The organism is Halorubrum sp. Atlit-8R (assembly GCF_003666025.1).
Taxonomy (GTDB): Archaea; Halobacteriota; Halobacteria; order Halobacteriales; family Haloferacaceae; genus Halorubrum; species Halorubrum salinarum.
On sequence record NZ_QPLV01000004.1, the window covers coordinates 245,893 to 259,410 of the forward strand.

13 protein-coding genes are annotated in these 13,518 nt (G+C 70.2%); 11 read left to right on the forward strand and 2 right to left on the reverse strand.

Annotation, left to right across the window (positions count from 1 at the left end):
• Nucleotide 1: 1 nt before the first annotated feature.
• From DVK05_RS12195 to DVK05_RS12225, 7 genes are all read left to right on the forward strand, one after another.
• Nucleotides 2-2,227, forward strand: coding sequence for a V-type ATP synthase subunit I (locus DVK05_RS12195; RefSeq protein WP_121563630.1), 2,226 nt, complete (start codon nucleotides 2-4; stop codon nucleotides 2,225-2,227).
• A gap of 200 nt (nucleotides 2,228-2,427) precedes the next feature.
• The gene (locus DVK05_RS12200; protein ID WP_004598766.1) at nucleotides 2,428-2,682 is read left to right on the forward strand and encodes a hypothetical protein; all 255 of its coding nucleotides are present in this window, start codon (nucleotides 2,428-2,430) and stop codon (nucleotides 2,680-2,682) included.
• A gap of 21 nt (nucleotides 2,683-2,703) precedes the next feature.
• The gene (locus DVK05_RS12205; RefSeq protein WP_121563631.1) at nucleotides 2,704-3,282 is read left to right on the forward strand and encodes a V-type ATP synthase subunit E; all 579 of its coding nucleotides are present in this window, start codon (nucleotides 2,704-2,706) and stop codon (nucleotides 3,280-3,282) included.
• Nucleotides 3,279-4,325 carry a V-type ATP synthase subunit C gene (locus tag DVK05_RS12210; protein ID WP_121563632.1) on the forward strand — a complete coding sequence of 349 codons (1,047 nt, stop codon included), beginning with the start codon at nucleotides 3,279-3,281 and terminating at the stop codon, nucleotides 4,323-4,325. The genes DVK05_RS12205 and DVK05_RS12210 overlap by 4 nt, the downstream gene beginning before the upstream one ends.
• A complete protein-coding gene (locus DVK05_RS12215; protein ID WP_121563633.1) occupies nucleotides 4,322-4,651 on the forward strand; it encodes a V-type ATP synthase subunit F in 330 nt (109 codons plus the stop codon). The genes DVK05_RS12210 and DVK05_RS12215 overlap by 4 nt, the downstream gene beginning before the upstream one ends.
• 1 nt (nucleotide 4,652) lies before the next feature.
• Nucleotides 4,653-6,416 carry an ATP synthase subunit A gene (locus tag DVK05_RS12220; protein ID WP_053772452.1) on the forward strand — a complete coding sequence of 588 codons (1,764 nt, stop codon included), beginning with the start codon at nucleotides 4,653-4,655 and terminating at the stop codon, nucleotides 6,414-6,416.
• A gap of 2 nt (nucleotides 6,417-6,418) precedes the next feature.
• On the forward strand, nucleotides 6,419-7,840 hold the full coding sequence (locus DVK05_RS12225) for a V-type ATP synthase subunit B (protein WP_053772453.1): 1,422 nt from the start codon (nucleotides 6,419-6,421) through the stop codon (nucleotides 7,838-7,840).
• 51 nt (nucleotides 7,841-7,891) lie between these two features.
• Here the strand turns inward: DVK05_RS12225 and DVK05_RS12230 are convergent, their stop codons facing one another.
• Nucleotides 7,892-9,019: a hypothetical protein gene (locus DVK05_RS12230; RefSeq protein WP_121563634.1), complete on the reverse strand. Its 1,128-nt coding sequence runs from the start codon at nucleotides 9,017-9,019 to the stop codon at nucleotides 7,892-7,894.
• 177 nt (nucleotides 9,020-9,196) lie between these two features.
• Here DVK05_RS12230 and DVK05_RS12235 point away from each other — a divergent pair, with 177 nt between their 5' ends.
• The 4 genes from DVK05_RS12235 (at nucleotide 9,197) to DVK05_RS12250 (ending at nucleotide 13,082) form a co-directional block, all read left to right on the forward strand.
• Nucleotides 9,197-10,972, forward strand: a complete 1,776-nt coding sequence (locus tag DVK05_RS12235) for a hypothetical protein (RefSeq protein WP_121563636.1) — start codon at nucleotides 9,197-9,199, stop codon at nucleotides 10,970-10,972.
• The gene (locus DVK05_RS12240) at nucleotides 10,972-11,724 is read left to right on the forward strand and encodes a hypothetical protein (RefSeq protein ID WP_233559376.1); all 753 of its coding nucleotides are present in this window, start codon (nucleotides 10,972-10,974) and stop codon (nucleotides 11,722-11,724) included. Before DVK05_RS12235 ends, DVK05_RS12240 begins: the two co-directional genes overlap by 1 nt.
• Before the next feature lie 162 nt (nucleotides 11,725-11,886).
• Nucleotides 11,887-12,588, forward strand: coding sequence for a V-type ATP synthase subunit D (locus DVK05_RS12245; RefSeq protein WP_053772454.1), 702 nt, complete (start codon nucleotides 11,887-11,889; stop codon nucleotides 12,586-12,588).
• Between the two features lie 104 nt (nucleotides 12,589-12,692).
• Nucleotides 12,693-13,082, forward strand: a complete 390-nt coding sequence (locus DVK05_RS12250; protein ID WP_121563640.1) for a DUF6276 family protein — start codon at nucleotides 12,693-12,695, stop codon at nucleotides 13,080-13,082.
• A 41-nt stretch (nucleotides 13,083-13,123) separates the two neighbouring features.
• Here the strand turns inward: DVK05_RS12250 and DVK05_RS12255 are convergent, their stop codons facing one another.
• Complete coding sequence (locus tag DVK05_RS12255) at nucleotides 13,124-13,471, reverse strand: PLD nuclease N-terminal domain-containing protein (protein ID WP_121563642.1); 348 nt, start codon at nucleotides 13,469-13,471, stop codon at nucleotides 13,124-13,126.
• Between the last annotated feature and the right edge of the window lie 47 nt (nucleotides 13,472-13,518).

Here is a 13,518-nt window from a genome sequence, read left to right on the forward strand (position 1 = left end):
GATGAGCCGGGTGTCGGTGACGGGCTCGAAGCGCGTCATCGACGACGTCATCGAGGCGGCGTACGCCCACCACTCCCTGCACGTCACGGACTACGACGACCGGTACGAGGGGTTCGAGCCCGGGACGTCGCTCGACGGCGCGGAGACCGTCAACGAGCGCCTCGTCACGGTCCGATCGCTCGAGAGCATCCTCGACGTCGACGAGGACGACGCCGAGGTCGCCCGGTCGCTCGACGACGACGAGCTCGTCGCCGAGCTCGAACGGGTCCGCGAGCGGGTCAACGAGCTCAACGACGAGCGCGACGAGCTCCAGGCCGCGATCCGCGACCGCCAGGAGGAGATCGACCGGATGGAGCCGTTCGCCGAGCTCGGGATCGACCTCGAGTACCTGCGCGGCTACGACTCGGTCGAGGTCGTCGTCGGCGAGGCAAAGCCCGACGCCGTCGAGGCCGCGCTCGCCGACGCCGACTCGATCGACGTCTTCGACGTGTTCGTCGGCGGCGACGTGCTCGCCATCGTCGCGCGGCCGACGGACCCCGACGCCGAGGGCGTCGTCCAGGACGCGCTCGTCGGCGTCGACATCGCGCTGCTCGACGTGCCGGACGCCGACGCCAGCCCGGAGGAGTACGTCGCGGAGCTGGAGGCCGAGCAGGCCGACCTCCGCGACGAGCTCGCCGGCGTCGAGCGCCAGCTCGAGTCGGTGAAAGAGGAGGCGGCGGGCTTCCTGCTGCGCGCCGAAGAGCAGCTCACCATCGAGGCCGAGAAGAAGGAGGCGCCGCTCTCGTTCGCGACCACCGAGAACGCCTTCGTCGCGGAGGGGTGGGTGCCGACCGAGACGTACCCCGACTTCGAGGCGGCGATCGTCGACGCGGTCGGCGACCACGTCGAGGTCGAGGAGCTCGAACGCGCCTCGTTCACGCCCGACGGCGACCACCACACGGAGCCGGTCGAGGGCGGCGACGCGGGCGGCTCGGCCGACGAGGTCGAGGGCGCCGACGAGAGCGCCGCTGACGCGGACCGCGAGGCGGAGACGGCGGTCGCCACCGACGGCGGCCACGCGGCGCACGGCGCCGACGACCCGCCGGTCGTCCAGGACAACGGCAGCGCGGCCGGCCCGTTCGAACTCCTCGTTCAGGCGTTCGGGCGGCCGAAGTACTCGGAGTTCGACCCGACGCTCCTCGTCTTCCTCACGTTCCCGGCGATGTTCGGGTTCATGATCGGCGACGTCGGGTACGGGATCCTCTACGCCGCCATCGGGTTCTTCATGTACTCGAACTACGAGGGGGCGTTCCGCGAGCTCGGCTCCGTCGCGATGTGGGCCGGCGGCTTCACGATACTGTTCGGGATCTACTTCGGCATCGACCTGTTCGGCTACCACGCCTACCAGCTGCTCGGCATCCACTGGCCGGTCGCCGGGAAGGGGCTCTCGCCCGCCGACCTCAACTGGGGGCTCTCCTTCCTCGTCGTGAGCGTCGTGTTCGGCATCGTTCACCTGAACGTCGGTCACGTGCTCTCGTTCGTGAGCACCGCCCAGCAGCACGACCTCAAACACGCCGTCTACGAGGCCGGCTCGTGGCTGCTGATCCTCAACGGCGCGTGGATCTGGATCTTCAGCCAGCACGTGCCCGGTCCGAAGCCCGACTTCCTGTTCGAGGCGGTCTCGATCCTGACGTTCGGCGCGATCTCGTTCCAGGGCTTCCCGGTCGTCGTCGGCATCGCCGGCGCCGTCGGCGCCCTGCTCGGGATCGTGCTGCTCGGCATCGGCGAGCCGCCGGAGCTCGCGGAGTTCCTCTCGCCGATCGTCAACGTCATCTCGTACGCCCGGATCATGGCCGTCCTGCTCGCGAAGGGCGGGATGGCGCTCGCGGTCAACCTGCTCGCGTTCGGCGCCTACATCGACGACGGCGGCGACGGGAGCTTCCACTTCATCTTCAGCGCGGACTACCTCGCCGAGGTACAGAACACCGCGGACTACGAGCTCGTGTTCGCGGGGATCACCACGGCGTTCGACCCGGCCTCGATCGGTCTGGTCGGGATCGTCGCCCTGGTGGGCGGGATCGTCGTGGCCGTCGTCGGCCACGTCGTCGTCCTCCTGCTCGGGGTCACGTCCGCCGGCATTCAGGCGGTCCGCCTCGAGTACGTGGAGTTCTTCGGGAACTTCTACGAGGGCGGCGGCCGCGCGTACCTCCCGTTCGGCCGCGACCGGAAGTACACCCGCGACGACTGACGACGCCCCGTCGTCGGTCGCCGCTCGGTCTCGCCGCTTCGACCGCGGTCGAACCCGGCAATTCCGTCGGGTTCTGACGCGGATAGCACCCGCTTTCCCCGCCGTTCTCCCGGATTCTGTTCGGTCGTTTTGGGAAGCTTTATGACTCCTCTAGGGGCAAATAGCAACCGTTCGGAGACGAGCAACAGCAACTACTACCAATGTTTGAAGCTACCAACGAACTCGGGAACCTCGTACTGTCGACCGGTGGAACGCTGACTGACCCCAACGCCGCGGCGGCGCTCGCCGTCGGGCTCGCGGCGCTGGGCGCAGGCTACGCGGAGCGCGGTATCGGGTCGGCCGCCGTCGGCGCGATGGCCGAGGACGACGACCTCTTCGTCAACGGGCTCATCCTGACGGTCCTTCCCGAGACGATCGTCATCCTCGCGCTCGTCGTGGTCTTCATCGTCGGGTAACTCTCCAGCGTTTTTCAACCAATGAGTTTGGAAACCGTCGTTGAGGACGTTGAAGATGAGGCTCGCGCGCGTGCGGAGGAGATCCGCGAACAGGCCGAGGCGGAGGCCGACGAGGTCATCGAGGAGGCGGAGGCCGACGCGGACCGCATCCGCGAGGAGCGGCTCGCAGAGGTCGAGAGCCAGATCGACCAGGAGCGCGAACAGACGCTCTCGTCGGCGAAGCTCGAGGCCAAACAGGAGCGGCTGGGCGCCCGCCGCGACGTCCTGGAGGACGTCCACGACGAGGTCGAGGCGGCGATAGCCGACCTCGACGGCGACGACCGCCGCGACCTCACGGAGGCCTTACTCGACGCGACCCTCGCGGAGTTCGACGACGACGAGGACGTCGCCGTCTACACCCGCGCCGAGGACGTCGAGCTGCTCGAGGAGCTCGTGGCGGACCGCAACGCCGAGGTCGACGGCGAGGTCGACTGCCTCGGCGGCGTCGTCGCCGAGAGCGACACCTCCCGCGTTCGCGTGAACAACACGTTCGACTCGGTCCTGGAGTCCGTCTGGGACGACGAGTTGAAGAACATCTCGGAGCGGCTGTTCGACCAATGAGCGCCGCCGGTAGCTCGAACCCCGAGTACGTCGTCGCGCGGGTTCGTGCCCGCCGCGGCAGCCTCTACGGGGACGAGGAGTACCGCAAGCTGACCCGGATGGGGCCGGCCGAGATCGCCCGGTTCATGGAGGAGTCGAGCTACGGCGAGGAGATCAACGCGCTCGGCAGCCGCCACGGCGGCGTGGACCTGATCGAGTACGCGCTGAACCGGAACCTCGCCGAGCAGTTCGACGCCATCCTCGACTGGAGCGAGGGGCCGCTGTACGACCTCATCGCCCGCTACCTCCGGAAGTTCGACGCCTGGAACGTGAAGACGGTCATCCGCGGCGTCTACACCGACGCGGACCAGTCGGCCGTCGAGGTCGACCTGATCCGCGCCGGCGAGTTCGACGACCGGCGCATCCGTCGGCTGCTGGAGGCGGACTCGATCGACGGCGTGATCGAGGTCCTCGAAGACACGATCTACGGCGAGCCGCTGCGAGAAGCGCTCGCCGAGTACGAGGAGACGGGCGTGCTGGTGCCCTTGGAGAACGCGGTCGACCGCGCGTTCTACGAGCGGCTCCTCTCCGGGCTCGGCGGCGACGAGCCGACCCGGCAGTACGAGGCGTTCCTCAAGGCGGAGGTCGACTTCCGGAACGCGACGAACGCGCTCCGGCTCGCCCGCTCGGGCGCGGACATCGACCCCGCGGCGTACTTCATCGAGGGCGGCGACCTGTTCACCCGCTCGTCGCTCGCGCGGCTGGCGCAGAACCTCGACGAGCTCGTCGAGTACATCGGCGACAGCCAGTACGGCGACGAGCTCGGGCCCGCGCTGCGCGAGCTTGAGGAGGCGGACAGCCTCATCGCGTTCGAGCACGCCATCGACGGCGCGCTGTTGGCGTACGGCGACCGCCTCGGCACGATCCACCCGGTGTCGGTCACCCCGGTGATCTCCTACATCCTCGCGAAGGAGCGCGAGACGGAGAACATCCGGGCGATCGCCCGCGGGAAGGAGGCCGGCCTCTCGCCTGACGAGATCGAATCGGAGCTGGTGATAACATGAGCCAGGAGATAGCGGTCGTCGGCAGCCCGGAGTTCACGACCGGATTCCGCCTCGCCGGCGTCCGAGCGTTCGAGAACGTGCCGGACGAGGAGAAGGACGAGCGGCTCGACGACGCCGTCGAGCGGACGCTCGACGACGACGACGTCGGCATCATCGTGATGCACGACGACGACCTCGACCACCTCTCGCGGGGGACCCGCGAGGCCGTCGAGGGGAGCATCGAGCCGGTCCTCGTGACGCTCGGCGGCTCCGGCGCCGGCAGCGGCGGGCTGCGCGACCAGATCAAACGCGCCATCGGCATCGACCTGATGGAGGAAGACGACTAATATGAGCAAAGCAGACACAACCGACGCCGAGACAGACAGCGGCGTCATTCAGAGCGTGAGCGGTCCGGTCGTGACCGCCCGCGATCTCAACGCCCGCATGAACGACGTCGTCTACGTCGGCGACGAAGGGCTCATGGGGGAAGTGATCGAGATCGAGGGCGACCTCACGACCGTTCAGGTGTACGAGGAGACCTCCGGTGTCGGCCCCGGCGAACCCGTCGAGAACACGGGCGAGCCGCTGTCGGTCGACCTCGGCCCGGGGATGCTGGACGCCATCTACGACGGCGTTCAGCGCCCCCTGGACGTGCTGGAGGGCAAGATGGGCAGTCCGTACCTCGACCGCGGGGTCGACGCGCCCGGCATCGACCTCGAGGAGGAGTGGGAGTTCGAGCCCGAGGTCGAGGCAGGCGACGTCGTCGAGCCCGGCGACATCGTCGGGATCGTCGAGGAGACGGTCACCATCGACCACAAGGTCATGGTGCCGCCGGACTACGAGGGCGGCGAGGTCGTCGCCGCCGAGTCCGGGACCTTCGACGTCACCGAGACGGTCGTCGAACTGGACAACGGCGAGGAGATCTCGATGCACCAGGAGTGGCCGGTGCGCGAGGCCCGCCCCGCCAACGACAAGAAGACGCCCCGGACGCCGCTGGTGTCCGGCCAGCGCATCCTCGACGGCCTGTTCCCCATCGCGAAGGGCGGGACGGCCGCCATCCCCGGGCCGTTCGGCTCCGGGAAGACGGTCACCCAGCACCAGCTCGCGAAGTACGCCGACGCGGACATCATCGTCTACGTCGGCTGCGGCGAGCGCGGCAACGAGATGACCGAGGTCATCGAGGACTTCCCCGAGCTGGAGGACCCGGCCAACGGCAACCCGCTGATGGCCCGCACCTCGCTCATCGCGAACACCTCGAACATGCCCGTCGCGGCGCGTGAGTCCTGTATCTACACGGGGATCACGATCGCCGAGTACTACCGCGACATGGGGTACGACGTGGCGCTGATGGCCGACTCCACCTCGCGGTGGGCGGAGGCCATGCGCGAGATCTCCTCCCGGCTGGAGGAGATGCCCGGCGAGGAGGGGTACCCCGCGTACCTCGCCGCCCGCCTGGCGCAGTTCTACGAGCGCGCCGGCTACTTCGAGAACATCAACGGGACGGAGGGCTCCGTCTCGGCGATCGGCGCGGTGTCGCCGCCCGGCGGCGACTTCTCCGAGCCGGTCACCCAGAACACGCTGCGTATCGTGAAGACGTTCTGGGCGCTCGACGCGGACCTGGCGGAGCGCCGCCACTTCCCGTCGATCAACTGGAACGAGTCCTACTCGCTGTACAAAGACCAGCTCGACCCCTGGTTCGAAGACGAGGTCGCCGACGACTGGGCCGAGCGGCGCCAGTGGGCGGTCGACGTGCTCGACGAGGAGACGGAGCTGCAAGAGATCGTCCAGCTCGTCGGGAAGGACGCCCTGCCCGACGACCAGCAGCTCACCCTGGAGGTCGCGCGCTACCTGCGCGAGGCGTACCTCCAGCAGAACGCGTTCCACCCGGTCGACACGTTCTGTCCGCCGGAGAAGACGTACCTCATGCTGACGACGATCCAGACGTTCAACGACGAGGCGTTCGACGCGCTCGACGCCGGCGTCCCGGTCGAGGAGATCATCGACATCGACTCGGCCCCGCGGATTAACCGTATCGGCGTCCAAGAGGACTACGAGGAGTACGTCGAGGATCTCAAAGCGGAGATCACCGAGGAGCTCCGGAGCCTCTACTGACCATGAAAGAGTATCAAACCATCACCGAGATCAGCGGTCCCCTCGTGTACGCCGAGGTCGACGAGGCGATCGGCTACGACGAGATCGTCGAGATCGAGACGGCACAGGGGGAGACGCTGCGCGGACAGGTGCTCGAATCCTCGGAGGACGTGGTCGCGATCCAGGTCTTCGAGGGCACCTCAGGCATCGACCGAGACGCGTCCGTCCGCTTCCTGGGCGAGACGATGAAGATGCCCGTCACCGAGGACCTCCTCGGGCGGGTGCTCGACGGCTCCGGCCGCCCGATCGACGACGGCCCGGAGATCGTTCCCGAGGAGCGCCAGGACATCGTCGGCGCGGCGATCAACCCGTACTCCCGGGAGTACCCCGAGGAGTTCATCGAGACGGGCGTCTCCGCCATCGACGGAATGAACACCCTGGTCCGGGGGCAGAAGCTCCCGATCTTCTCCAGCTCCGGCCAGCCGCACAGCGAGCTCGCGATGCAGATCGCGCGGCAGGCCAGCGTGCCCGAAGAGGAGGAGGGCGACGACGAGGAGGGCTCCGAGTTCGCCGTCATCTTCGGCGCGATGGGGATCACCCAGGAGGAGGCCAACGAGTTCATGGAGGACTTCGAGCGCACCGGCGCGCTCGAACGCTCCGTCGTGTTCATGAACCTCGCGGACGACCCCGCCGTCGAGCGGACGGTCACGCCGCGGATGGTCCTGACGACGGCCGAGTACCTCGCCTTCGAGAAGGACTACCACGTCCTCGTCATCCTGACGGACATGACCAACTACTGCGAGGCGCTCCGCGAGATCGGGGCGGCCCGCGAGGAGGTGCCCGGCCGCCGCGGGTACCCCGGGTACATGTACACCGACCTGGCGCAGCTGTACGAGCGCGCCGGCCGGATCAAGGGCCGCGAGGGATCGGTCACGCAGATCCCGATCCTCACGATGCCGGGCGACGACGACACCCACCCGATCCCGGACCTGACCGGGTACATCACGGAGGGGCAGATCTACGTCGACCCCGACCTCAACAGCCAGGGCCTCCAGCCGCCGATCAACGTCCTCCCCAGCCTGTCGCGGCTGATGGACGACGGCATCGGCGAGGGGCTCACCCGCGCCGACCACGCCGACGTGAAAGACCAGATGTTCGCGGCGTACGCGGAGGGCGAGGACCTCCGCGACCTCGTGAACATCGTCGGTCGCGAGGCGCTGTCGGAGCTGGACAACAAGTACCTCGACTTCGCGGACGCCTTCGAGTCCGAGTTCATCGACCAGGGCTTCGACGAGAACCGCGACATCGACGAGACGCTCTCGATCGGCTGGGACCTCCTCTCGATGCTGCCGAAGGACGCCCTCAACCGGATCGACGAGGAGTTCATCGAGGAGCACTACCGCGAGGACGAGTCCGAGCGCGAAGTCCTCGAAGCGGCCGACTGAGTCCCTCGTTCCTCTCACTTTTCGCCCGCCGCGAGCGACGGCGACGGCCGGTTACTCTCCGTCGTCCTCGACCAGATCGATCACGTTTTCGCGGCCGATCCGCAGCTTCTCGACGTCGCCGTCCTCGGCCATCCCCGAGAGCACGCGGGACGCCTTCGACTTCGACCAGTCGAGCTCGTCGACGATCGCCGACTGCTTCATGCGTCCGCCCCGCTCGCGGAGGAGGCTCCGCACGCGGTCCTCGTCGGTGAGGAGGGCGGCGTCGGCCGCAGGATCTGCGTCGTCCTCGACGCTGGCGGCCCCGATCTCGTCGATCGCAGCGGCGGGCGCATCGGCGTTCCCTGACGCGCCCGCGGCGCCGGGCGCCGGGGCGAGCGACACGCGCCCGGTCCGTATCCCGTACGCCGCGGCGGCGAGCGCGGCGACGAGGAGGACCGAACCGAGTCCGAGCGCGACCGCGGGGACGCCGCTCCCGCCGTCGTCGCCCGTCCCGGGGCCGTCGTCGCCACCCGTCGCACCGCTACCGGCGGTCGGCACGGCGCGGACGCGGGGGCGTCCGTCGTCGAAGTCCTCCCGGCCCCGCCACTCGACGACGCCCTCCGCGGTCTCGTCCGGCGCGGGCGACGCCGACTCGACGACGTAGCCGTCGGGCGCGGCGACCGCCAGCGTGTCGTCCTCGCTAATGAAGAAGCCGCCGCCGAACACGTCGCCGGCGACGACGGCGTCGTCCTCCACGGCTGCGAAACCGGTCCACGCGAACCGGAAGCGGACGATCCCCCAGCGTCGTGGCACCTCCTGGATCGCCGTCTCGGCGGCGAAGCCGGTCGCCCGCATGGCCCGCGGTGAGGAGTCGTTCGCGGCCGCGACGACCCCGCGCATCCGCTCCGCGAACGGGCCGAGGTACCGGCTGGTGTTCGACCGGAACCGCTCCTGAAACCGCTCGTACTCCGCCGTCTCGGTGTCGTTTTCGAGCCGAGTGCGGAAGGTGATCTCCCACGTCGCGCTCCCGTCGGCGGCGAGGTCGATCCGGGTGATCGTGTTGTCGGGATCCGGCTGATCGCCGACCTGCGGCGCGGCGACCGACTGCGCGGCGACGGGGGGCGGCGTCGCGGCGACGAGACAGCACAGCGCGACCGCGACCGCCGCGAGCGCGCGCGGCCCCGGTCCCCTCGGTGGCATTGCCACACGTTACTCAGCGACCGGAGTTAAATCCACAGATGCTCCCGCCCTCACGGCGTGAAACGCGACGAAACTCGGCGCAACCGTCCCGTATCGAGGCGGAATCGATCGAAACGGTGCGAAACTCACCGCCACGGTCGACCCGGTATATGTGGGTGCCGCCCCTCGTCGGCGACGATGAGAGCGCGACAACTCCTGGCGGTCCTCGTGGCCGTGAGCCTCCTCGGGGCGGCGGTGCCCGGCGGAGCGCTCGCGGCACCGGCGACCGACGGCCCGGCGGCGGCACAGGCGACTGACCAGACCGCGGACGACGACTCGACGCGGAACGGCTCCGCGGCGGGCGGGGCGACCGAGCGGGCGACCGTCGGCCAGCAGCTGGCGACGGTGATCGCCGTCACCGACGACGAGGTGAGCGCCGAGGTGGAGGCGGCGTCGCTCGCCGCGGCGTTCGAGTCCGGGACGGAGTCCGAGCGCGCGGCGCTGCTCGCCGAGCAGGCGCAGACCCTCCGGGACCGCGCCGACGCCGTCGTCGCCGACCGCGACGCGGCACGCGAGGCCTACGCGGCCGGAAACCTGACGCGCGGCGAGTTCGCGCAGCGGCTCGCGGCGCTCGCCGGCCGCGCGGCCACGGTCCAGCGCGGGTTCGACCGGCTCGACGACCGCGCAGACGACGTCTCGGCGTTCGAGCTCCGCGCGGCCGGCTACGACCGCAGCGCCAACGAGGCGGCGCGGGACCGGCTGAACCGCGTCGCCGACGGCGGCGCCCGCGCCCTGCTCGCGCAGTACACCGGCGAGCGGCGCGGCGCGTTCACCGTCGACGACGGCGAGGCCGGCCTCTCGATCAAAGTCGAGGGCGACGACGGCGAGCGCTCCCGTGAGTTCGTGCGCGACCGCCCCGGCAACGGGACGTTCGCGGTGAGTCAGAGCGACGCCGTCGCGGCCGCGACCGACGCGCTCGCCGACGACCTCGACGGGTCGTGGGCGCTCCGCTCGGCCGACCGCGACGACGACGGCTACTACGAGTTCGAGTTCGCCTTCCGCGGCCCGAACGCGACCGGCGAGGCCGAGGTCAGTGTCGACGGCGAGACCGGCACCGTGTTCGCGCTCGAAGAGGAGCTGGAACCGCGCGAGCGCGACGACGACGGGGACGAGGGCGACGAGGACCGGCCGCTGTCGATCACGATCGCCGACGGGACGGCGGCGCCGAACGAGACGGTGACGCTCGCCGTCGCGGCCGGCGGCGACCCGGTCGCGAACGCGACGGTTACGCTCGGCGACCGGATCGTCGGCGAGACCGACGCCGACGGCCGGATCACGCTGACGCTGCCCGACGCGGAGGAGGCCGAGATCGAGGCCGAAGCCGGGGACGGCGAAGGCGAACTGGAACTGCGGCTCCGGGCGACCGACGCCGACGAGGCGGCCGACGCGGCGATCGGCGAGCGGCTCTCGGTCACCGGGTCCGTCGACAACGGCACCGCGACCGTCGCGGTCGCCTACGACGGCGAGCCCGCCCCGAACGTGACCGTCCTCGTCGACGGGGAGCGCGTCGGCGAGACGGACGCTGACGGTCGGGTCTCGTTCGGCGCCCCCGACGAAGACGAGTTCGAGGTGACGCTGTTCAAGGGCGCGTTCGAGGCGGAGCTGTCGTTCGAGCCCGGCTCGGACGGCACGCTCGCGGCGGGCGACATCGACGTCGACGAACGGGAGATCGACGAGGACGACGATGAGCGCGAAGACGAGGACCAGGAAGCGGACGAGAGCGAAGACGAGGGCGACGACGAGCGTGAGGACGACGACGAGCGCGAGGACGACGACGAGCGTGAGGATGACGATGAGCGTGACGACGGAGACGTGAGCGACGACGAGGAACGCGATGACGCCGAGAGCGAAGACGAAGACGACAGCGGCGACGAGGACGAAGACGACAGCGACGAGTCGGAGGACGACGACTGATGTCGCCGCGAGCGCGACCGGTCGCAGCGGTCGCCGTGCTGACGCTCCTCGCCGTGATCGCCGTCGGCGGCGCCGCGGGGGCGACCGATATCGGCCCGGCCGCCGACAGCCCGGCGACCACCGCCGACGGGTCGGTCGCGGTGTCCGAGGCCGACTCGCTCGTCGGGGCGAACCGGTCGGCGTTCGTCGTCGCCGTCGCCGCTGACGGCGACGCGACCGTGACGCTTCGACTCACGTACGACCTCACGGACGCGGACGAGGCGGCCGCCTTCGAGCGGATCGACGGCGACGCCGCCAACGCGACGGCGCGGTTCCGCGATCGGCTCTCCGCAGTGGCGGCGCGGACCGTGGACGCGACCGGCCGCGAGATGCGCGTCTCAGACGCCGAGGCGACCGTCTCGACGGCGGCCGACGTGGGGACGATCCGGCTCACCGCCTCGTGGTCGAACCTCGCGGCGGTCGACGGCCACCGACTCACCGTCGCCGAGCCGTTCGCGAGCGACTTCCGTCCGGACCGGGCGTTCGTCCTCGTCGGTCCGGACGGCTACGCGGTCGCGAACGCGAGCGTCCCCGCGGCCGCGACGACCGACGCCGGGGCCGCCTGGGAGCCCGGGACGGACCTCACCGGGTTCTCGGCCACCTTTGCGCCCACCGCCAACTCGACCGCCGGATCGCTGCCGACCCCGCTGGCGCCGACCCTCGCGCTGATCGCCGTCGGCGCGCTCGGGTACGCCGGGTGGCGCCGACGCTGACCAGGGTGCGCGCCGGTTCCGAGCGTTCCGGGCTCGGCCCCCGGTTCGGTCTCGCTACTCGGGTCGCCGCCGCCGGACGCTCGGATCCGGTCGCGGCTCGCGACCGCCGATCCGCCGCGTCTGAAAAGAATTAACCGCCTCGGAGCGGAAGCTTCCCCCAAGATGGCCAAGGACGTCAAACCGACGCGGAAGAACCTGATGGCGATCGAGGACCGCATCGAGCTCTCCGAGCGCGGTCACGACACGCTCGAACAGAAGCGCGACGGGCTCATCATGGAGTTCATGGACATCCTCGACCAGGCGCAGGACGTCCGGTCCGAGGTCTCCGAGAACTACGAGACGGCCCAGCGCAAGATCGACATGGCCCGCGCGATGGAGGGCGACGTCGCCGTCCGCGGCGCGGCCGCGGCGCTGAAAGAGCACCCCGAGATCACGACGCAGTCGAAGAACATCATGGGCGTCGTGGTCCCGCAGATCGAGTCCTCGAAGGTCCAGAAGAGCCTCGACGAGCGGGGCTACGGCCTGCTGGGCTCCTCGGCCCGGATCGACGAGGCGGCCGACGCCTACGAGGAGCTGTTAGAGAAGATCATCCTCGCGGCCGAGGTCGAGACGGCGATGAAGAAGATGCTCACCGAGATCGAGACCACGAAGCGCCGCGTGAACGCCTTGGAGTTCACGCTGCTCCCGACGCTCTACGAGAACCAGGAGTACATCGAGCAGAAGCTCGAAGAACAGGAGCGCGAGGAGATCTTCCGCATGAAGAAGATCAAAGCGAAGAAGGAGGAAGAAGAGCGGGCGGAGGCCGAGGAGGCGACCGCGGAGGTCGCGGCCGCGGAGACCGAAGAGCCCGAGCCCGCCGACTGACGCCCTCGCGGCGCCGCTCTCGAATCGCCATCACCGCTTCCGCGCCGGTCGCCGCTCGTTTTCCCGCCGTCGGCTTTTAGCCCGCCCCGCTCGTAGCGACGGGCGTGTCCTGTCCACACTGCGACGCCGAGGCCGTCACCTTCGCGGTGCCGTCGGCGCTCCGCGAACACGCCCCCGCCGATCCGGCGGCGATCTGTACGCGGTGTCTGCGCGTCGCCGCGGCCGACGAGGCGGGCGTCGCGGACGCGGCGACCGACGACCCCGACCTCGCCCGCGTCGACCCCGCCTTCCCGTCCGGCGAGGCCGGGATCGCCCTGGCGCTCTGCTGCGGGAAGCTGGAGTCGTTCGCCACGAACCGCGCGTCGATCGAGGCCCTGGTCCGTCACGCCGAGGGGGCGGGCGCGGACGTGTTCGCGTTCCTCGGCCGGCTCGACGCCGCCGACGCCGCGTTCGACCTCGACCGGCGCCGGAAGGCCCTGATCGACGCGCTCTGAGCGGACGCGCGTCGAGCGGTGCGCTCCCGGTCGCCGAGCGCCTACAGGTCGACCCCGTCCGGGTCGTTCCACTCGTCGTCGTCGCCGTCGTCCGCCTCCGTGCCCGCCGGGCCGAGCCGCTCTTCTCCCTGCCGCGACTCGTGGACGGCGAAGCCGCCGGTGCGGCCGTCGTCGCCGCCGGCGTACGGGTCGGTCTCCGGGTCGTAGTCGCGCTCGTCCCGCTCGAACACGTACGCGAAGAAGCCGAACAGCGGGACGAAGAAGGCGATCAGCGCCCACTTCCGCGGATCCATCCCGTACTTGGGCGCGTCGACGTACGCGTAGGCGGCGAAGCCGACGAGCCACGCGAGCGGGACGCCGACGAGGATGACGGCGACGAGCGGTGTCATACCGTCGCTTCGACCGCGCGGTAATAAGGCTGCGGGCGGCGTCAGCG

Bases quoted from the DNA above. Each gene is read 5' to 3' on its own strand.
- DVK05_RS12215 (WP_121563633.1), top strand. From the start codon at position 4,322: ATGAGCCAGGAGATAGCGGTCGTCGGCAGCCCGGAGTTCACGACCGGA.
- DVK05_RS12225 (WP_053772453.1), top strand. From the start codon at position 6,419: ATGAAAGAGTATCAAACCATCACCGAGATCAGCGGTCCCCTCGTGTAC.
- DVK05_RS12235 (WP_121563636.1), top strand. From the start codon at position 9,197: ATGAGAGCGCGACAACTCCTGGCGGTCCTCGTGGCCGTGAGCCTCCTC.
- DVK05_RS12230 (WP_121563634.1), bottom strand. From the start codon at position 9,019: ATGCCACCGAGGGGACCGGGGCCGCGCGCGCTCGCGGCGGTCGCGGTC.
- DVK05_RS12245 (WP_053772454.1), top strand. From the start codon at position 11,887: ATGGCCAAGGACGTCAAACCGACGCGGAAGAACCTGATGGCGATCGAG.
- DVK05_RS12255 (WP_121563642.1), bottom strand. From the start codon at position 13,471: ATGACACCGCTCGTCGCCGTCATCCTCGTCGGCGTCCCGCTCGCGTGG.
- DVK05_RS12210 (WP_121563632.1), top strand. From the start codon at position 3,279: ATGAGCGCCGCCGGTAGCTCGAACCCCGAGTACGTCGTCGCGCGGGTT.
- DVK05_RS12240 (WP_233559376.1), top strand. From the start codon at position 10,972: ATGTCGCCGCGAGCGCGACCGGTCGCAGCGGTCGCCGTGCTGACGCTC.
- DVK05_RS12205 (WP_121563631.1), top strand. From the start codon at position 2,704: ATGAGTTTGGAAACCGTCGTTGAGGACGTTGAAGATGAGGCTCGCGCG.
- DVK05_RS12200 (WP_004598766.1), top strand. From the start codon at position 2,428: ATGTTTGAAGCTACCAACGAACTCGGGAACCTCGTACTGTCGACCGGT.
- DVK05_RS12220 (WP_053772452.1), top strand. From the start codon at position 4,653: ATGAGCAAAGCAGACACAACCGACGCCGAGACAGACAGCGGCGTCATT.
- DVK05_RS12195 (WP_121563630.1), top strand. From the start codon at position 2: ATGAGCCGGGTGTCGGTGACGGGCTCGAAGCGCGTCATCGACGACGTC.